The organism is Phyllobacterium sp. SB3 (genome assembly GCF_040009165.1).
GTDB lineage: Bacteria > Pseudomonadota > Alphaproteobacteria > Rhizobiales > Rhizobiaceae > Phyllobacterium.
Genome location: NZ_JBDYKI010000009.1, coordinates 11,843 through 32,888, shown reverse-complemented (window position 1 = coordinate 32,888; position 21,046 = coordinate 11,843). Strand labels below are relative to the sequence as shown.

Annotated in this window: 13 protein-coding genes; 1 reads left to right on the top strand and 12 read right to left on the bottom strand. The window is 54.7% G+C overall.

What is annotated here, in order from left to right:
- Positions 1–224 precede the first annotated feature (224 nt).
- On the top strand, positions 225–2,555 hold the full coding sequence (locus ABKW30_RS24575; protein WP_348601582.1) for an ATP-binding protein: 2,331 nt from the start codon (positions 225–227) through the stop codon (positions 2,553–2,555).
- A gap of 1 nt (position 2,556) precedes the next feature.
- Here ABKW30_RS24575 and ABKW30_RS24570 read toward each other — a convergent pair whose 3' ends face one another.
- The 12 genes from ABKW30_RS24570 to ABKW30_RS24515 all read right to left on the bottom strand — a co-directional run bounded on the left by ABKW30_RS24570 (position 2,557) and on the right by ABKW30_RS24515 (position 21,045).
- Positions 2,557–5,532: a bifunctional [glutamine synthetase] adenylyltransferase/[glutamine synthetase]-adenylyl-L-tyrosine phosphorylase gene (locus tag ABKW30_RS24570; protein ID WP_348601581.1), complete on the bottom strand. Its 2,976-nt coding sequence runs from the start codon at positions 5,530–5,532 to the stop codon at positions 2,557–2,559.
- Positions 5,529–6,926: a HAMP domain-containing sensor histidine kinase gene (locus ABKW30_RS24565; RefSeq protein ID WP_348601580.1), complete on the bottom strand. Its 1,398-nt coding sequence runs from the start codon at positions 6,924–6,926 to the stop codon at positions 5,529–5,531. Before ABKW30_RS24565 ends, ABKW30_RS24570 begins: the two co-directional genes overlap by 4 nt.
- Positions 6,923–7,627 (bottom strand): response regulator transcription factor, encoded by a 705-nt coding sequence (locus tag ABKW30_RS24560; RefSeq protein WP_348601579.1) that lies wholly within the window; start codon positions 7,625–7,627, stop codon positions 6,923–6,925. Before ABKW30_RS24560 ends, ABKW30_RS24565 begins: the two co-directional genes overlap by 4 nt.
- Positions 7,628–7,761: 134 nt before the next feature.
- Positions 7,762–9,300 carry a Do family serine endopeptidase gene (locus ABKW30_RS24555; protein ID WP_348601578.1) on the bottom strand — a complete coding sequence of 513 codons (1,539 nt, stop codon included), beginning with the start codon at positions 9,298–9,300 and terminating at the stop codon, positions 7,762–7,764.
- Between the two features lie 134 nt (positions 9,301–9,434).
- Positions 9,435–9,968: an invasion associated locus B family protein gene (locus tag ABKW30_RS24550; RefSeq protein ID WP_348601577.1), complete on the bottom strand. Its 534-nt coding sequence runs from the start codon at positions 9,966–9,968 to the stop codon at positions 9,435–9,437.
- Positions 9,969–10,021: 53 nt separating this feature from the next.
- Positions 10,022–14,770, bottom strand: coding sequence for a YadA-like family protein (locus ABKW30_RS24545; protein WP_348601576.1), 4,749 nt, complete (start codon positions 14,768–14,770; stop codon positions 10,022–10,024).
- Between the two features lie 320 nt (positions 14,771–15,090).
- Entirely contained in the window at positions 15,091–15,567 is a 477-nt protein-coding gene (locus ABKW30_RS24540; RefSeq protein ID WP_348601575.1) for a cytochrome c-type biogenesis protein, read from the bottom strand.
- A complete protein-coding gene (locus ABKW30_RS24535) occupies positions 15,564–17,558 on the bottom strand; it encodes a heme lyase CcmF/NrfE family subunit (RefSeq protein ID WP_348601574.1) in 1,995 nt (664 codons plus the stop codon). The genes ABKW30_RS24540 and ABKW30_RS24535 overlap by 4 nt, the downstream gene beginning before the upstream one ends.
- Entirely contained in the window at positions 17,555–18,001 is a 447-nt protein-coding gene (gene ccmE, locus ABKW30_RS24530) for a cytochrome c maturation protein CcmE (RefSeq protein WP_348601573.1), read from the bottom strand. Before ccmE ends, ABKW30_RS24535 begins: the two co-directional genes overlap by 4 nt.
- Entirely contained in the window at positions 18,001–19,161 is a 1,161-nt protein-coding gene (gene ccmI, locus ABKW30_RS24525; protein WP_348601572.1) for a c-type cytochrome biogenesis protein CcmI, read from the bottom strand. The genes ccmE and ccmI overlap by 1 nt, the downstream gene beginning before the upstream one ends.
- An 84-nt stretch (positions 19,162–19,245) precedes the next feature.
- Positions 19,246–19,671 (bottom strand): hypothetical protein, encoded by a 426-nt coding sequence (locus tag ABKW30_RS24520; RefSeq protein WP_348601571.1) that lies wholly within the window; start codon positions 19,669–19,671, stop codon positions 19,246–19,248.
- A gap of 72 nt (positions 19,672–19,743) precedes the next feature.
- Complete coding sequence (locus tag ABKW30_RS24515; RefSeq protein ID WP_348601739.1) at positions 19,744–21,045, bottom strand: ATP-binding protein; 1,302 nt, start codon at positions 21,043–21,045, stop codon at positions 19,744–19,746.
- Between the last annotated feature and the right edge of the window lies 1 nt (position 21,046).

Below are 21,046 nucleotides of genomic sequence, written 5' to 3'. Positions count from 1 at the left end.
CCATTTTCCTGTTCCCTCCGGACAACATCCGGAGGGAATTTGAGTCATATCAAAGGCTTATAAGCCGTTCTTTTGACTATGATTCCGGCTGCCACAAGTGTTGATAAATATTTAACAAAAGGACTAGACACGAAGAATCAGTTTTGATTCACTACAGGTGCTTCGGATGTGCGGCGTGTCGAAGCAAACCACTGAATACCAAGGCAAAATGAGGGGGCCACTCGATGGCAAATGCGGACGCGTATCGCGCGCCGACGGGGAAGAATTATGCCGGAAGCAAGGCTGGGGCGCAGCCGCGCAACAAGCTTTCCGGACATATAAAACTTCTCGCTGACCCTGCCTACGGCAAGCTGCTTGCAGCCGAACCATATCTGCGCCGCGCCATCCCCCCACTCATCATTGTTTTCCTGCTGGTCCTCGCCGTTGTCCGCTCCATGTCACTTCTGGCATGGCGCGATGACACGGAACGTACGGCACGCGCGACGCTTGCAATTGCAGCGAGCCATGTCGCCAGCGTGATCGACAACCGCATGAACAAGGGGGAGACGCTGAGCGCCGGCGACCTGCAAAATATCCTGAGCGATATGCGCACGAATGATCTCATTCCGGATGGAATGTGGTTTGCCATTGCTACACCGGAAGCCAATATCGTTGCCGCCTCGGATGGACTGGATCATTGGCGCAACAGGAACCTCGAAACCTTCGTTACCGAAGGGCAACCATTGTTTCTCTTTGGGACACGCGCTGGCGCAATGCCGGTGAAGGTTGAAGGCACGCCATCTTTCGCTGCCTTCTCACGCTCGGAAAACAATGCCTATTCAGTGCTGGTTTCCCACCCTGTTGAGGCAATCTTCGCCGAGTGGCGCAGCACAGTTTCGATGAATGTCACCATGTTTGCGGGCACCGCCACGATCATGCTGATCGTGCTCTATGCCTATTTCAGCCAGTCTGCACGCGCGCAGGATGCGGATTTGCTCTACCAGCACACACAGGCACGGGTGGATACGGCATTGGCCCGCGGACGCTGCGGTCTGTGGGACTGGGATATGGCGCGGGGCCGGGTCTACTGGTCCCGCTCCATGTATGAAATGCTGGGCTATGAAGCCTATGACTCTATTCTTTCGCTTGGGGACATATCTGCGATCATCCATCCCGACGATGACAAGCTCTACAGCGTTGCGGCGCAGGTGGCCGCTTCGGAAATCACCCAGATGGACCGGGTTTTCCGTATGCGTCATGCGGAAGGGCATTGGGTCTGGATGCGTGTCCGCGCCCAGGTTGCCGACACCGACAATCTTGGCGACCTGCATCTGGTTGGCGTTGCCGTTGATGTCAGCGAGCAGCATCGATTTGCGCAAGCCACCGCGCAGGCGGACCAGCGTATCCGTGAAGCCATCGAAAGCATCTCGGAAACCTTCGTGCTTTGGGATGCGGAAAACCGCCTCGTCATGTCGAATGGCAAATTCAACGAGTATTCCGGCCTTGCCAATGAGTGCCTGCTGCCGGGTATCGGCCGTGATGAACTGGAGCCACGCATTCGTGCTTTCGCATCCGAAAAGCGCATGGCCAACGAACACGGTCGCAATGGCGCGCTGACCTTCGAGCGGCAACTGGCCGATGGTCGCTGGCTACAGGTCAATGAGCGGCGGACGCAAGACGGCGGACTTGTCTCCGTCGGCACGGATATTACCCAACTGAAAGTCCATGAAGAACGTCTCATAGACAGCGAACGCCGCCTGATGGCAACGATTCACGATCTCAGCCTTGCACGCAAATCGGAAGTCGAGCGTACGTTGGAGTTGACTGAACTCAACAGAAAATACGCAGTGGAGAAAGAACGCGCTGAGGCTGCCAATCGCGCAAAGTCAGAATTCCTCGCCAACATGTCCCACGAACTGCGCACTCCGCTGAACGCCATTATCGGCTTCTCCGAGATCATGCATACGGGAACGTTCGGCGCTTTGGGCTCAGACCGCTACGTCGAATATGTGCAGGACATCCACACCAGCGGCAATTACCTGCTCAATGTCATCAACGATATTCTCGATATGTCGAAGATCGAAGCCGGGCATTTCACGCTGGACCGCGAGGAAATCGATCTTTGCCCATTGATCCGTGAGACGGTGCGCGTTGTTTCGCTACAGGCGCAGGCGAAAGAGGTAAAAGTGGATACGCGCATAGATGAATGCGTCACGCTTGACGCGGATCGTCGCGCCATCAAGCAAATCCTTATCAACCTGCTTTCCAACGCCGTGAAATTTACCAGCACCGGAGGGCGCATTTCGGTCCGGGCGCGCAAGGTGGCCGGGGCTTTGGTGCTGACCATTGAAGATACAGGCTGTGGTATTCCGAAATCTGCGTTGAAGAAAATCGGCCAGCCTTTCGAGCAGGTCGAAAACCAATTCACCAAATCCCATGCGGGCTCTGGTCTTGGCCTCGCCATCTCGCGTTCCCTGGCGCAACTTCATGGTGGTGCGCTCAAAATCCGCTCGCAGGAAGGCATCGGAACGATTGTTTCCGTTCGTATACCTACGCGGTTGGCGGAAGCGGCTTAGCTTAACCAAATTTGGGTTGCTTACGGGCATCCTTCAGGATCGCATCAAAAATCTTCCGCACAGATTTGGCGCTGTCCTGCAACTGGCTTTCAAGTCGCTGCATATCCGGCAGGTCGCAAGAGCGGCAAAGTTGCTCAACAAGACCCGGCGGGAAATCCTCGCGCTTCACATCACCATTCAGGCAAAGACGAATGAGCTGGGTCACGCCCGTATAAAGATTTGCCGCATCGACCAAGGTGTCTACAGTTGCTGGATCAGCCAAATCCGGACTGAGTTTCCCGAGTACCTCTGCCGTCGACTGCGCAATAACCGGACCATCGACATTAGTTGTCAGTACAGCAAACTGTGCAATGAATTCCAGATCAATAATGCCACCCGGTACAAGTTTCAGATCCCATTCGTCGCGCGGTGGCTTTTCCTTTTCAATCATGGCGCGCATCTCGGCCACGTCCTTGGCGACTTTTGGCGTATCGCGTGCAAGGGTCAATATCTCTGAAACGTCCTTTTCGATCTCGACAAAGAATGCACTGTCACCGGCAACAGGACGTGCGCGGCTGAGTGCCATGTGCTCCCAAGTCCATGCTTCTGTACGCTGATACTTACGGAAAGAGTCGATATGGGTAGCAACCGGCCCCTTATTGCCGGACGGCCGGAGACGAAAATCGACCTCGTAAAGAACACCTTCCGCCGTCGGCGCAGATAATGCGGCTATCAGGCGCTGAGTTAGCCGCATATAATATTGTGACGGTGCAAGGGGCTTTGCTCCATCAGACTCTTCTGCGGTCTCGTCATGATCGTAAAGGAGAATAAGATCGATATCGGAACCTGCGGTCAGCTCGCGACTGCCCAGCTTGCCCATTCCAAGAATGGCGATACGGCCTCCGCTGATCTTGCCGTGTTTGCTGACGAATTCGTCGATAACCGCATGAAGCGCATTGTCTATGACCAGATCAGCCAGATCGGAAAATGCCTTACCGGCGCGGGCACCGTCTATTGCGCCCGTCAGGAGCCTGATGCCGATGAGGAAACGATGTTCCGCTGCAAAGATGCGCAGGCGATCCAGAACGTCCTCATAGACCTTTGAGGGTCCGAGAAAGCTCGTAAGACGCTCCGCCAGATAGGCGCGTGTCGGAACATCGGCAAAAATTGCCGGATCGAGCATGCCATCGAAAATATGGGGCTTGCGGGTGATAATATCTGCCAGCCGTGGCGCGGCGCCCATTATAAGCACCAGAAGGTCAAGCAGGCGCGGATTGGACTGGAGCAGGCTGAACAACTGAATACCAGCTGGCAGCCCTTTGATCATCTCGTCAAAGCGCATCAGGGCTTCGTCGGCGCGGCTCGTTGCGCCAAATGCTTTCAGCAGCACAGGCGTCAGCTCGGTCAGTCTTTCGCGTGACTCAGCCGATTGCGTTGCCCGGTAGCGACCGAAATGCCATGTTCGAATGACACGGCAAATATCACTTGGCCGCTCGAAGCCGAAATTGGACAAGGTTTCCAAGGTGTCCGGATCGTCGACATCTCCGGTAAAAACCAGATTACCCGCCTCTCCCGCCAAATCCTGCGCCTGCTCGAACAGTGCTGCATAATGGGTTTCAACTGTCTTCAGGGCTTCCCGAAATTCTTCCGTAAAGGTGTCCGTATCGTGATAACCCATCATGAACGCAACACGGCGGAAGCTCTCATCATCTTCCGGCAATATGTGCGTCTGTTCATCCGCAATCATCTGGATGCGATGCTCGACATCACGCAGGAAGCCATATTTCTGAGCAAGTGTATCGCGCGCATCGGGACTGATCCAGCCCAAGTCCTGCAATGCACCAAGCATGGCAACTGTACTGGAGCCACGCAACTGCGGAAACCTTCCGCCCGCAATCAATTGCTGGGTTTGCACGAAAAATTCTATCTCGCGTATGCCGCCCCGGCCGAGCTTTACATTATGACCACGTACCGCAACTTCGCCATGGCCCTTATGGGCATGAATTTGCCGTTTGATGGAATGAACATCGGCAATCGCCGCGTAGTCAAGATATTTGCGCCAGACATAGGGAGCAAGCTCTGCCAGCACCTGTTGGCCCGCTTTTATATCGCCAGCGACGGGGCGCGCCTTGATCATGGCGGCGCGTTCCCAATTCTGTCCCCGCCCCTCGTAGTAATTGAGCGCAGCGCCGACAGGGATAGCCAGCGGAGTGGAGCCGGGGTCCGGGCGAAGCCGCAAATCCGTGCGGAACACATAGCCGTCAGCTGTACGATCCTGCAGGATTCGAACCAGTCGCCGCGTCAAACGTGAGAAAGTTTCAACGCATTCATACGGATCAGCGATTGCCGGGCTTTGCTCGTCGATAAAGACAATCAGATCAATGTCGGAAGAGTAGTTCAGCTCGAATGCGCCAAACTTACCCATTGCCAGAATGATCCATCCGCAATCTTTATCTGGGTGCTCTGGATGAGGAAGCTTGAGTTTGCCCGCATTATGCGCGTCACGTAGAAGAAAGCGCACCGCCGTTTCGACGCACGCCTGCGCGAGCTGGGAGAGGAAAAGTGTCGTGTCCTTGGTCTCAAATTGGCCAGACAGATCGCCCAGAGCAATCAGCAAATGCCCTTCCAGTTTCTTTTGGCGAAGTGCCGTCATCAGTGAGGTTTCGTTGAGGCCCTCCCTCTCTGTGATATCCGCAATTTCCTGCATCAATTCCTGCAGGCGGGCATCAAGCGAAAGGTCGAACAATGGTTCGATTATTGCCGGACGACGCAACAGCACATTTCGCAGATAGGGCGAGAGGTCGAGAACTGATGACAGGAAAGCCGTTGCGGACTTGTTATTCTTCAAAGCTGCAACCGTTGGACAATCCTTTTCGGCAGCATTGTCCAGAAGTTCCTGCAGAAAGACCGCTGCCTGTTTCTTACTGAGTGGCGTGAGGTCCCGCAAATTGCGGTCGAGAAATGGCTTTCCGCCAGTGGCCGCGTCTTTCGAACTCATGCATTATCCCCTCCCGCCGGAAACGCCAGAACTGCACGCAATCCCGGCGCATTATCATGCAACTCCAATGTGCCACCGTGCAATTTCATGACGGCCTTGGCAAGGCTTAGACCAAGACCTGACCCCGGTTGCGAACGGCTTTCCTCAAGGCGCACAAACCGCTCGGTGGCACGATCGACCTGATCAGCAGGAATACCCGGCCCATTATCGCTGACTATAATCTCCACACGGCGATCATGCTTCTCCACCGAAAGCTTGACCTCGACAGGCTTGTCACCCGCGGCATATTTGATGGCATTGTCGACGAGATTCGAGATCGTCTGCCCGACAAGCTCGCGATTGGCATTGACTGGTGTGGCCTCCATCTGGCCAAGCGACAAGGTAATCCCAGCCTCTTCCGCAAGTGGCTCGTAAAGTTCAAATACGTCTTCCACGATCACAGAAAGTGGCAGAAGCTCCATTGTTTCGCTGGAATAACCTGATTCAAGACGCGATATCATCAAAATTGCATTGAAGGTGCGGATCAAAAGATCGGAGTCCCCGATCATCCCTTCCATTGCTGCCCGATAGGCCTTGGTGGTTTTCGCGTTGGAAAGCGCAGACTCGGCGCGATTGCGCATGCGCGTCAGCGGCGTCTTCAGATCATGCGCGATATTGTCGGAGACATGCCGCACACCTTCATTCAACTCTTGTATACGCGCCAGCATTCCATTGAGATTCTCCGAAAGGCGGTCGAACTCATCACCGGAGCCGTTGACCGGCAATCGCCCGGCAAGATCGCCGCCCATGATACGCTTCGAGGCAGCGGAAACCTCGTCTATACGATGCAACGCACGTCGACCGACAAAAAACCAGATCAGACATGCACCGATACCCATTGTGCCCAGCGCAGCGAATAGCGCACGCCTTACCACAAGCCGCACCTGCTCCGGCTCGCCAAGATCACGCCCGACCATGACGCGAATACCATTTGGCATAACGATGACACGAGCTATGGCTGTATGTGTCTGCGGGTCGGTTCCCTCGGTATAGCGCTCGTAGTTTATAGGCCTTGAAATCCAGCCATTGGTTTGCAAAACGCCGATCTCGATGCTCTGAACATTGCCGGCAACAATCCGCCCCGCAGGGTCCGCTACGAGATAAAGAAAGGCGCCAGGTTGCCTGCCGCGCCTGTCGATGGAACGCATGAGACTGGCAATGCCGCCACGTTGATAAGCCCGGCCGATGCCCTCGACTTCCTCGTTAATCGCTGTTTCCGTTTGGCTGGTCAGCAGCCGCACGGACGAACTGGTCATGTAGAAAACCAGCCCGAGAGCACAGATGGTAAAGAGCAGCAGGTATAGAGCCGACAGCCGTACTGCCGTCATTTTCAGCAAAGAGCGGAAGCGGCTCATCCATGAGTTCCGGCATTAATCTCAGCGGCGTTGGCTTTCAGCATATATCCGGCACCACGTACCGTATGCAGCAGGGGCGTATCAAAGCCCTTCTCGATCTTCCCGCGCAATCGTGAAACATGGACGTCGATCACATTGGTCTGCGGGTCGAAATGATAGTCCCACACATGTTCGAGCAGCATAGTGCGCGTAACAACCTGACCGGAATTACGCATAAGATATTCAAGGAGACGAAATTCACGCGGCTGCAGAATGATTGTCTGCCCTGCCCTTTTTGCCGTATGTGACAGCCGGTCAAGCTCAAGATCGCCGACACGATAGACTGTCTCGGCCTCTTTGGGACTTGAGCGGCGTTGCAGGACTTCAATCCGCGCCAGCAGCTCAGAAAACGCATATGGCTTGGTCAGATAATCGTCGCCGCCGGCACGCAGCCCCGTGACGCGATCGTCAACCTGCCCCAGTGCAGAAAGGATCAGCGCCGGTGTGTCGTTACCCTGCGCACGGAGCGCAGCTACGACGGAAAGACCATCGCGGCGCGGCAGCATGCGATCTACGACAAGAGCGTCATAGGAGCCCTGTTCGGCCAACGCATAACCCGTCTCGCCATCACCGGCTATATCGGCAGAATGCCCCGCCTCGGTGAAAGCCTTTTCCAGGTAGCGGGCTGCTTCGCGATCATCTTCAATAACAAGTATTTTCATGATCTTACTCTAATCAGATTGAGGCAGTGAAACCAGAAAGAAAAAAGAGGCAGCAGATCGAAGGAATCTGCTGCCCGATGCTTTGGCGCTGCGGGGGTGGGAATGCAGCGCCGCCGCATTTCTCTTGGTTACTATCAACCCTGGTTGATAGGGAGGGCAACAAACCGCGACTGGTCCTTTGTCTGAACCTGCAGCAATACAGCCTTGCGACCGGTCTTGGTTGCATCGGCAATCGCCGCGTCTATGTCACTGCCACTTTTCACCGGCTGATTATTAACCGAGACAATGATGTCACCCGTGCTGATCCCTTTGTCAGCGGCATCGCCTTGACGATCGACATCGGTGACAACGACACCCTGGCCATCATCGGCTGGCATGACAGTCAGGCCGTAATCGTCAAGAGCAGATGATTTTTGCTCATCTCCCTGCTGCGGCGTGGCGGAAGCAAGCTTCTCGTCGCCGGGCATTTCCTTGATTGCAACCTTGATGGCTTTAGCTTCACCCTTGTGCCAAACGGTCAACTCGACTTCTTTGCCAGGCACAACCGCTGCAATCTTCTTGGCAAGATCGCGCGGATCGCTGACCTTATCGCCATTGACAGCAGTTATTACATCACCGGCGACAATACCGGCCTTTGCAGCGGGACCATCCGTCTGCGGATCAGCAACGAGTGCACCCTTTTCCTCAGCAAGACCAAGGGATTCGGCGATTTCCTTGCTTACAGGCTGAATTTGTACGCCAATCCAGCCGCGCGAAACAGTGCCGTTCTTGATCAACTGGTCAACGACCTGTTTTGCAGTCTGTGCAGGAATAGCGAAGGCGATACCAACGCTGCCACCGGAAGGCGAGAAGATAGCGGTGTTGATGCCGACAACTTCACCATTCAGATTGAACGCCGGGCCACCGGAGTTCCCCTTATTGACCGCCGCATCGATCTGCAGGAAGTCATCATAGGGTCCGGCACCGATATCGCGCCCACGAGCCGAGACAATGCCTGCTGTAACCGTTCCACCGAGACCAAAGGGATTACCGACAGCGACAACCCATTCGCCAACGCGGACCTTGTTGTCGTCGCCGAAGTTCACATAGGTGAACTTGCGCTTGTCGTCGACCTTTAGCACGGCCAGATCAGTGCGCTTGTCCTTGCCGATCAGCTTGGCATCGAGTTCTGTGCCATCGTCGAGAACCACACTGTAGGCAGAGCCATCCTCAACAACGTGATTATTGGTGACGAGGTAGCCATCTTCGGAAATGAAGAAGCCGGACCCCTGCGCTGTAGGACGAACACGTTCCGGGCGGTTCTGGTCGCGCGGGGATTTGCGCGGTTCCATGCCACGGCGACCGGGCTGATCCTGACCGCCGCCAAAATCATAGAAGAAACGCTTCAAAGGATGATCGTCAGGCAACTGATCCATTCCCGGGAAACCATTGCCATTATCTGCGGTTTCCTTGACAGCGCTTTTAACGCGAACGCTGACAACTGCAGGGCTGACTTTTTCAACGACATCAGCAAAGCCGGGCTGCTGAGCAGTTTCCACGCGAACGGCTTCGGCTTGTGCCGGAACAATGGCGCTGAGCGGGCCTGTTGCCAAAAAGCCCCCGACCAGTGCCGAAGATAGAAGGGCTGCGGCAATGCCCTTGCGATAACGAGAGGACTTGTGAGTATTCGACATTTGGATGTGCTCCTTAGGCAATGCGATCGGACTGATGATCGTTTGTACCATTAGTGATACACATAGGAAGGTTACCCAGCCATTTCCGCTTCATGACAAATTTGTAAGGTTTGGTCTGAGCCCGCTGGCATGGCTTACTTTATTGCCGCGACAGCAGCAGCCAGTCCTTTCAACGGAGCGTTGAACGTGAGGACAACCGAGGAGCCTGCTTCATAGGATATCCGGGCAACTACAGCCTTGGTGATTTGCTCCCGCATGATTGGACCGACGGGTAATATTGCAACGCAGACATTGACATCACAGCCGCTTGTCTCGGCAATAACCGGGTCTTTGCGTCCCGCAAAATGAAGTATGACGCGCTTGTTCGCACCAGCATCGGGGCGTGTACGCAAGATCATCAAGGGGTTGCCGTCTTCTGTGGCCGCCAGTGACCAGCTGAACGCAAAGTGCCCTGCCTGATCCAGAATAGTTTGCGTTACATTACAGATTTTTTTCTTTGCCTTTAGATTTTCATCGCACCGCAGGTCCCAATTCTCAAAAGGCTGGATCGTCCGGCGATAAGAACCAAGCTCCGCCCCCTCAGGCAGTGCGACCTCTGAGGGCTTTATAGAGTATTCCGAAACAGGAAGCTCTTGTCCGGATGCGGGCAAGCTTCCGGACAAGAACACACAAACAAGCCACGCAGAAGCGTGGCTTGTTTGCAATTTTTTGATGCAACTCATTAGTTCAGTGTAAAGCTGATGCCACCAGCTACGCCGAAGTTGCCATCACTGGTCGCACCGGTAAGGTTGGCGCGCACTTTGCCGCTTTCGCTTGTATAGCCAGCACCGAACGCCATGGCCCCTTCATCACGCCACACTGCACCGCCCATCGCCACGCTCAACTTACCGGGTGTATTATCGAAGCGAAGCGACGATGCTGCGAGGCCAACAGCAGCAGCTTGACGCGCTTCACTGCGAACGGAACTGATGTCGGAGCTAAGCTGGTTGAAATTATCGTTAATTTTCTTGTCGAGACCACCAACTGCGGTTTGAAGATTCATGACCGACTCTTTAGAGGGGAGATTGTCCACAATTGTGAGAACGCTGTTAGTATAGCTTTTTGAGGCCTCAAGTGTTTTTGTTGCTGTGTCATCCGTATATGATTTCGCCTGCTCTGATGACTTTTTCACTTGGGCTACATTTGCTGCATCAGAGTCATCTTTGCCTTCCGCCACGTTCTTGATGAGAACTGGAGCGTTCAGATCGCCGCCCTGCAGTGTGAGCTGGTTTTTCTTGGTGCCATCAGAGGCTGTGTCATAAGTCACGGCTTTCTTTTCAAGATCGCCGAGCTTGGTTGTCACAGCCGCCGTCTTCCCAGCTAAACTGGCTGGATCGTTTACGTCCAACGCCTTCGAAACCGTATCGCCAAGTACGTTGACCTTTTCATCCACGACATACAACTGACCGCCATTGACAGCTTCCTTCGATCCTGGTGCTACCAGACCATCCGCAACATCTGTAATCTTGCCCGGACCCGTGCTTGGATTGTTTTGGCCAGGAATTGGATCATCAGCCAAGGCACCGCCAGGTAGGCTCGGGCTGGCTGGTTCGGATCCAGTACGGAATACTGCGTGCTTGTTCAGATAATCGATCTTAGCGTCCAAGCCGCTGAAACGATCGTTGAACATTTGGTCATTTCCGCTCAACGCGGCAAGAGTGTCGCCCACATTACTGGCAGTGGACGTCGTCGCTGTACCGTTCAAAGAATAACTGTTGACTTGGTAGGCTGGGGCAACAAACTTGCCATTAGCGTCAAACCCTGCTCCCCCACCGAGGCCGCCTGCCAATGCATTCGCTGCAGAATGGAGCTGCCTTCCGTTTATGGCATCCAGAGAAGTCGAGGTGATAGCACCATCGGCAACATTTCCAAGTCTTGTGCCAACAACTTTGCCGCTGGCATCGACATTTTCCTCAAGCTTGAGGTCCGATGTTTCTATTTCTCCCTCGTCGAGAATGCCATCCTTGTTCTTGTCGTTCCAGGCATATTTGACCGCCCGTTTATCGAGCTCATATAATTGCTTGCCGTTAACTGCCTGATTGGATGTTTTGTCGACTGTACCCGCAGCAACGCCTGTCAGCACACGGTCAGCATCAACCAGAACCTGCTTGCCATCAACCAATACTGGCTGTCCCTTATCGTCAAGCTTCGGCGCCTTGCCGGTGAAGTCGACAACGGTGGCCGTCGACACTTCACCAACGGCAAGCTTATCGTTATGAGAGTCCTTAATAGCTTTCTGCTGAACCAGACCGGTGGAGCCAGCGTTTAACTCACTCTTGAGCTTATCAAGTTGACCTACGTTAACAGCATCATTGGCCGCAACGCCATCGGCAAGGTTACTTAGCTTGGTTCCGATAACCGTGCCGGTCCCATCTACGTTAGGCTTTAACGCAAGCTGGGAATAATCAATCGCATCAGTCGCATCGATCTTCTGGTCACCATTTGTATCAACCGTCGGCACATATTGGAGCGATTGTCTGCCGAGCCTTTCGATTGCGTCATAGGCGACAAAAAGCTGAGCACCATTGATAACGTCAGTGCTGGTTGCTCCGACGGCACCCGCAGCCACATTAACGATCTGGCGCGTTAGTAAACCTTGATGCCCGAAGCTGACCACACCGGCTTCGTATTGTGTTCTGTAGGTCTTATAAGTTATGCCGTTCAAATGTTCACTGCCGACAATATGCATGTCTTCAGTGCTGGAAGCGTCGCCAATTGCAATGCTACCTTCATGAGAGGCGACTGCAGTATTGCCAATTGCAATGCTGGCGAAATTAGAGGCTTTTGCATTATCACCGAGGGCGAGGCTCGATTCTCCTGTCGCTTTCGCTCCAACGCCAAGGGCCGCAGCCCGTTTGGAAGCTTCACTACTTACACCGACTGAAGTTGCGAGTTCTTGCAGCGCCTTGGCATTCGCACCAACTGCCGTGGATCGATCGCCTGCAGAGGTTCCGAGACCAAGTGCCGTTGCAGCTGTACCCTGGCCAACCGCCTCGATACCCAAAGAGACACCCGAGTTTGTTGCAGTGGCTTTTTCACCGATGGCAATCGCACCGGCAGTGCCGTTGGTTGCAGTGGCTTTTGAACTGGCCCCGATGGCAATGCCAGCTCTAATCTCTGCAGCAGCCCCGCTACCCACCGCGATGCTGCCACCTTTGCTGGCCGCAGCGTTATCGCCAACTGCAATAGCGGCACTTGCACCACTCGCATTAAAGGAACCCGTGGCAGTTGCGCCAGTCCCAAGGGCCATATCACCGAGAACACCGGGGGTACCGAGTGCTGCCGCTTTGCTATTGGCATCGGTACGGACCTTAAATTGCAAGAATTGATTATCAAGCACAGAAATTTTGCCACCCTGCGTGGCGATATCCTTGGTGACGGTGACGAGTGTGTCGCCCTGCGACTTAACTGTACCTTCAGCTGCCGTCAGACGGGTGTCTTGAGCTTTGACCGTTGTATCGAGTGTACCGATCTGACCGCCTTGCGTAACGAGTGTCTCACCATGCGTCTTGATCGTGCCTTCGGCCGTCGTGAGACGTGTACCTTGCGCTTTGACCGCTGTATCAAGTGTATCGATCTGGCCACCTTGTGTCACAAGTGTCTCACCATACGTCTTGATCGTGCCTTCGGCCGTCGTGAGACGTGTACCTTGCGCTTTGACCGCTGTATCAAGTGTATCGATCTGGCCACCTTGTGTCACAAGTGTCTCGCCTTGCGTCTTGATCGTGCCCTCGGCTGTCGTTAACCGCGTGCCTTGAGCTTTGACAGCCTCATTGGTGGCAAATAATTCACTGCCGTTGACCGCATCCGTTGAATCGGCGGCAATGCGCCCTGCTGCCAGATTGGTCAGCGTGCGCTCTTTGCCTTTAATACCAACGCTGACAGTGCTGTCAGGGCTTATACCGGCAAGATTGTAGGATACCCCATCAACAACGACGGTTGAGGTCCCCACTGCTTTATCCGTTTGCGATCCGGCTCCCAAAGCAACATCTCTATTGTTGCTGGCCTGGGCGTTCTCGCCAAGCGCAGTACTGCTCTCGCCTGTCGCCTTAGCCCTCACGCCAAATGCGGAAGCGGACTCAACAGCATCGGCCATTGCGCCCACGGCGGCCCCGGCAATGCCAGTTACCTTGGCAGATGCACCAGCCGCAAAGCCCAGCTTAACCGTGTCGGCCCTTGCGCCTATGGCGACACCGCCATCACCGGTTACCTTGGCCGCTTCGCCTATGGCGACACCGCTCGCGCCGCTTGCCTTGGCAGATGCACCAGCCGCAAAGCCCCCGTCAACCGCTTCGGCCATTGCGCCCAATGAAGTACCTCCATTCGTGGCCAATGCATCATTGCCAATGGCAATTGCACCGATGTTACCAGTAGAGCTCTTATCAGCTTTAGCATTTGTACCAATCGCAATGGCGTGTTGGGCACTTGCATTGGCTCCGCTACCAACCGCGACAGCGCCACCCTTGGTGGCTTTCGCTGCGTCGCCAACTGCGGTTGCCGGAGCTACCGTTGCAGGCACGGTCGCGTTCGCCGCAATGTTTTCCCCTGTCGCAGTCGCGCCGGAACCGAGCGCGATGTCACCCGCAATATTCGTACTGGTCATTGCGGGCTTACTGTTGGCGTCGGTGTTGACCTTCAATTGTGTGAATCGCAAGTCTCGACCCTCAGCGATATCGCCTGCAGCCGGGAACGCCATACCCCACCCCAAAGTGCTATAGGCACCTCCGCTATGCATGTTCGAATTGTAAAGGGTATTCTTGCTTATAGCGAACTCCCTAACAGTTGGAACACCCGGCTGGACCCAATCGGGCAGTACTCCACTCGTCATCCTGGTGCCAAGCGGAATAATCGTACCGACCGGAAAACGGATAGCGACAGGCAAGCCAGTGCCTGGCGTTATAGTGACTGGGCCATCAATAGTGGTGCCAGCACTATATTGCGTAGCCACACCAGCAGGCATAAAGTAATCCTGTTGCAGTACCGCACCGGTAGGAACTTGCACTCCATTTGCGGTAAGCTTGCCGCTAACAACAGCTCCTTTATTGATAGTGAACGCCGACATCTGCGGTTGATCATAAAGACCTACCCTATTAGGAAGAGTTGCCTCGAGAAAGGTAAACCCTTTTTCCAAACGAATGACACCCGCAGGCGAAGGCGGTGTCCCCATATCCGGAGAAGAAGCAACCACGGGACTAACAGTTTGAGCTATCGCAGGCGAAGCCAACCCAATCGCCAATGCGGCAGCAATACCGAGCATGCCCAGCCCCTTGCCGCGCTTCAAGCCAAGCGTGCGGCAGGCCAGACGAAGAATGGCGTTGAGGCGGCGGCGGGCGGAGCGACTTTCCGCCGCTCCGGCCAGCCAGTTGCCTGCAAATCGCGCGGCTTTAGGGGAAGAAATGGTGCTGAAAATGCTGGTTGGAACCTTGGTCATTTCAATCTCGCTCATTATCAATTTTTAAAAATTTGCAGACGTTAATGTCGGATATGCTTACAAAAAGGCGTTCACAGAAATTTCTTACTGTGTTTAATCAAACAAAAGACAAATGCGGGATTTTCTACTTGGAAAGGCTAATGCGCCGAACCGGAACTTAATCACTACCGCCGTCAATAAATCGGTTCATAGTGAAATAAATTACAAAATACAATCGTAAAAACAAACTTTTACTGTGTAAATTTTTATTTTTATAAAATAGATATTATACTTTAGTATAGTAAAATAATACTAAAGTATAATGCAGCACCGTAATTTGGCTAATTATCGAGTGGTCGGACGAGTTTTTTCAGCTGCTGTTTTTCACTTGCGGAAAGTGGCTCTGGCTTTATCGAAGCAGCAGGGCGAATCGACATCGCAATGGCCATGGCACCAGCCAGCAAAGCGACGATTGGAAAGCCCCAAAGGAATATTGTGCTGAGCTGTAATCGCGGCTTGAGCAAAACGAATTCGCCATAACGAGCGACAAGGAACTCAAGCACTTGGCTGTCCGTGTCCCCGGCAACAAGCCGCTCACGCACCAGCACCCGCAGATCGCGGGCGAGATCGGCGTTGGAATCGTCAATCGATTCATTCTGGCAGACCATGCAGCGCACTTCCGCCGAAATGGTGCGTGCGCGTTTTTCCAGTACCGGATTTGTCAGCATCTCATCCGGAGAAAGGGCAAAGGCGCTGCCCGCTCCGATGCAGAGTAACAGGCAAAGCAAAGCTGCAATTGCGCTGCGGGCCCTGCTCATGCGGTTGCTCTCGCTTTTGCCTTCGCAGGCGCTGTCCTGCCTTTGGCGGGCGCACCGATACGCAACCGACGGTCAGCCAAGGAAAGGCAGCCGCCCGCCATCATGAAAACTGTACCAAGCCAGATGAGAGTAACCAGCGGCTTCCACCATATGCGCACAACAATACCGCCGTCCGGCGCTGCATCGCCCAGCGCAACGTAAAGTTGGCTGAAAGTGAAGGTCCGGATACCGGCTTCTGTCGTCTGCATATTGCGTACAGGGAAAAAGCGCTTGGCTGCCATGAGATTGACAACAGGTTGGCCTTCATCGCTCAAGACAGTGAAGTTGCCCTGCTCTTCCGTATAGTTGGAGCCCTTGAAAGGCGTGATCTCATCGAAGCGCAGCGTATAGCCGCCTGCCCTGATGCTTTCACCCGGCTTCATGACAAGCACGCTTTCAGTGGCGAATGTGGTCGTCGCGACAATGCCTAAGAGGGTGATACCAAGGCCGAAATGCGCAAATGCCGTGCCGAAAACCGAGCGTGGCAGGCCTACGAGGCGCTGCGCCATGGTGCGGATAGAAGCTTTACCGATACCGGCTTTAAGCGCAAGGTCGGTTAAAGCGCCGAGCATGAGCCAGACGGCGAGGCCGATACCGAAAGCGGCAAGAACGCCGGAAGCTGATGTCTGATAAAGCACGACCGCCACAACCAGCAATGCTATGAAGAACGCTGTCATCAGGCGCTGTGCCACGGCCAGAAGATCGCCGCGCTTCCACGCCATGAGCGGGCCGAAAGGCACTGCCGCCAGAAGCGGGATCATCAAAGGGCCAAAGGTCAGGTTGAAGAACGGTGCGCCTACCGAGATTTTCTCGCCAGTCAGGAATTCCAGTAACAGCGGATAGAGTGTGCCGATCAGAACAGTGGCCGTTGCTGTTGTCAGGAACAGATTGTTGAAGACCAAGGCACCCTCGCGCGAAATCGGCTGAAACAACCCACCGGGTGCAAGATTTTGCGCGCGCCAGGCAAAAAGCGCCAGCGAGCCGCCAATGAAGATGACAAGAATGGCGAGAATGAACAGGCCACGGCCCGGATCAGTGGCGAATGTGTGAACGGAGGTGAGCACGCCGGAGCGGACAAGGAACGTACCAAGCAGGGAAAGAGAGAATGTCAGGATGGCCAGGAGAACCGTCCAGATCTTCAACGCCGAACGTTTTTCCATGACCAGCGCCGAGTGCAGCAAAGCGGTGCCCGCGAGCCAAGGCATGAATGAGGCATTTTCAACCGGGTCCCAGAACCACCAGCCGCCCCATCCAAGTTCGTAATAAGCCCAGTAGGAGCCCATGGCGATACCGCCGGTCAGGAATATCCATGCCACCAGCGTCCATGGGCGGACCCAGCGCGCCCAAGCGGCATCGATGCGCCCATCAATCAGTGCGGCAACGGCAAAGGAGAAGCAGACGGAAAAACCGACATAGCCAAGATAAAGCAGCGGCGGATGGATGGCGAGACCGATATCCTGCAGGATCGGGTTGAGATCGCGTCCTTCAACCGGCGCAGGGTTGAGGCGTGCAAACGGATTTGATGTGGCGACGATGAATGTGAGGAACGCCGTGCCTATCCACGCCTGAACGCCGAGGACGTTGGCTTTGAGCGAAGGCGGCAGATTATTGCCGAAGAATGCAACCAGCGCCGTGAAGAAGCTGAGGATCAGCACCCAGAGCAGCATGGAGCCCTCATGGTTGCCCCATACGCCGGTAAACTTATAAAGCAACGGCTTTTGCGAATGCGAGTTCTCGAAGACATTCTGTACCGAGAAATCGGAAAGAACGTTGGCACTGGTCAAGGCGGCAAAGGATATTGCGATCAGCGCAAGCACCGTGAAGGAAGCCGGAACGCCAACAGCCATCATCTTGTCATCATTGCGCTGCGCGCCGAGAACCGGAAGCACAGATTGCACGATGGATAAGGCAAGAGCGAGTATCAGCGCGAAATGTCCAAGTTCGACAATCATGGCTTCTTGCTCTCTTCCTGCCAGATACCCTTGGCCTTCAAGCTATCGGCGACTTCCTTGGGCATATAGTTTTCATCATGCTTGGCCAAAACGCTATCCGCCACGAATGCGCCTGCGGGCGTAAAGTTGCCTTCGATGACAACGCCCTGATCTTCGCGGAACAGATCTGGCAATATACCTTCATAGGTCACTGGAATGCTTTTGATCTTGTCCGTGACCGAAAAACTGATCTTCGTCCCCTCGCCGCGAATGACTGTTCCCTTTTCCACCAATCCTCCAAGGCGAAAGCGCGATTGCGACTGGATATCGGCGGTCTGGATATCGGAAGGCATGCGGAAGAACGCAATCTTCTGCTGCAAGGCAAAGAGCACGAGCGCAGCAGCCAAGCCGAGAACAGCCAGACCGCCAGCTATAACCGTGAGCCGCTTTTGTTTGCGCGTCATCAATCGTTCTCCGGCTCGTAAGCTAGGCCGAGATCATCAGCGACAGCATCAAGGCGCGCCATCTTCTCGGCGCTTAACACCTTCTTTGCACGATCCAAGGCTTCGATGGCATCATTGGGGCGGTTGAGTACCACATAGGAACGCACCAGCTTTTCCCAACCCTCAATATCATCAGGAGATTTTTCAAGTTTGGCCGCAAGACTGGCGACCATGCCTTCAATCATGGTTGCGCGGCTTTCGCTATCGGCATCCATCATGGCCTGCACCTGCGCGGGGTCGGGACTGCCCTTGTCCACATCGCTCACGTCAGGGGCATCGCCATTGATCTCGGCATCAAGCTTTGTCAGGGCTGACTGCGCCTGATCGCGCCACGGAACGTCAACAGGCGCTTCAACCAACAGTTTGCGGATAAGGTCACGCGCTTCTGTCAGGCGCCCCTGCTGCATCCAGCCATCGATAATATAGAATTGCGGGCGCATGTCCTCAGGATCAAGCACCAATGCGCTCTTGAACACTTCCTCGGCTTGCGGTGTGATTTTGCCGCCAGCTTCCGCAACAAGCGCCTGCCCTAATCCCAATTGCCGTGCAGCACTGTCGCCATTCAGACGTATCGCATTACGATAGGCAGTTACAGCACTTGCCGGTCGCCCCATACGCACGTAGATCGGCGCGAGAACCTCCCAACCCTGACCGTCATCCGGGTTGAGTGTCAAATGGGCTTCGGCTCGGGCAACAAGTTCTTCGGGAGTGCTTTGATCAGCCGGACGCGCCAGTCGTTCCGCAAGCGGCTGCCCCGGCAAATCCGGATTGCCGATACTGGCATAAACAGCCCATGAAATAAGAGGAATAGCGATGACCGTTATAAGTGTCATCCATTCGCGGGTCGCGCTTTTGACCGGCCGGACAATCTGCTCGTCGGCTGCGGCAGCTTTTGCGGATTTCAGCAGACGACGCCCGATTTCAGCCCGAGCCTGCTCGCCTGCAGCAGCATCGATCAGGCCGCGCTTTTCATCGGCTTCCAGTTCACGCAACTGGTCGCGATAGACTTCAACGTCGTATTGATTGTCGGACACCGATGCCTTGTTTCGCCGCGTTAACGGCAAAAGCACCAGCAACGTTGCGACAACGGTCAGGAATGCAGCGGAAATCCAGAAAATCATGCGTGAGACATAGACTCTCGCTTATCCAAAATCCAAACGCAAATTATTGATAGGGCAATTCGCCGCAAATATAGACGCCAGCACTCACAAAGGGGTCCAGCTGCCATCGTCATTTCGGCATGCCGTGCCGCGGGAGGATTGCGGCGTACCATCAATCCTGATGGTGTGGGTGTATTGACGGCAGTTCTGCGATCCAACCTGATAGGGCTGCGCTGCTACCACTTCGCCAGAACGGCTGCTTCCGCTGTTTTTCCACTCAACGACCTTGCCGGCCGGAGAATATTCCAACGCCTGATACTCGGCTTGAAGGGCTCGCTTGCGATCATCCTGATCGAGCGAAGCATTTCCAACAAGGCCGTTCCCAAGCGCTGCAAGCACACTGGTTTTTGCGGGCTTCGAGCTACCGGTCCACCTGCTCAACGCCCCGCTATCGCTTTTACCACCGGATGTCGTTGAACAACCAGCGAGCGCAAGAGCGGCAAGAAGAGGAATGGCAATATGAAATTTCATCAGGTGCTCGTTTTCAAATATAAATCTTAGAGGTCTTTATGACCTGATTGGATGGCGGCTTGCAAGCTCGATTCAGCTGGCGGCGATGGGCAAAATCAGTCTGGCATTCAATCCGCCCAGTGCAGAACTGCGTTCGAGCCGTAAGGTTCCACCATATTCGCGAATAGTGTCGTTAACGATCGAAAGGCCAAGGCCAGTGCCCGGCTTTGTTTCATCAAGCCGCCTGCCACGCGCCAAAGCATCTTGAATCTGATCCGGTGCCAAGCCCGGCCCGTCATCCTCCACACTAATCTCAAATCCGCTGTCAACACGGGCAAGGGTCAGCCTGATAATATTGCGGCCCCATTTACCGGCGTTTTCCATGAGATTGCCGACAACCTCCTCCAGATCTTCCTGTTCACCGGCGAAGATCGCATCATCCATGTAATTGTTGAATTGAACATCCATGCCGGGATTGAGCTTGGCAGTCACACGCGCCAGCCGTTCCAATATCGGCGTCACAGGGGCACGGAAAACAACACTGTCACGCTGAGCGGCGACACGGGCGCGTTGCAGATAATGCTGCACCTGAACCTGCATTGCAGCGCTCTGCTCGGCGATTATACGGCCTTCTGTGCCACCGATGGTCCGGCTCTCATTGACGAGAACTGATAGCGGCGTCTTGAGGGAATGAGCCAGATTGCCGACCTGCGTGCGCGATCGATCCATGATGCGGCGATTATTATCGATGAGCGCATTCATCTCACGCGCCAGCGGCGCAATCTCATTGGGCAGGTCCTCATCAAGTCGCGTAACCTTGCCTTCCCTGATATCGCCCAGAGAACGGCGCACGCGGTCCAGCGGTCGCAATCCGAACAGGATAACGGCCGCGTTGATCAATGTTCCGCCAAGACCGAAAATGCCAAGATAGAAGTAGAGTGTGTAGCGGAAATCGGCGATTTCACCCTCGACTTCGCTCAGATTTCCCATGACCCTGAAACGCGCTACCCTGTTTTCCGCATCAAGTACCACTTCGGTCTCAACAACCGACAATTTCTGACCGTTCGGCCCATCTTCCGTATAGCGGCGCTGGAACGATGTATCGAAGGGAACATTCAGGGTTGAAGGCGAATCGATATTGCGCTCCCCAAGGGAGACGGAGCGCAGAGAACCCTTCAAATTGTCGGCGGCAGGTTCAACCGACCAATACCATCCGGAAAGCGGGCTCGAATACCGAACCTCGCCGGGGTCGGGACGACCAGCCAGAGTGCCGTCATTGACACTGACTGATGCGATAACACTGAAAAGATGCGCGGAAAGCAACTGCTGGAAGCTTTTCAACCGCGCTTCGCCGTAAAGCGTCGAGATGATTGTGGCGATGGCAATGAAGGAGATG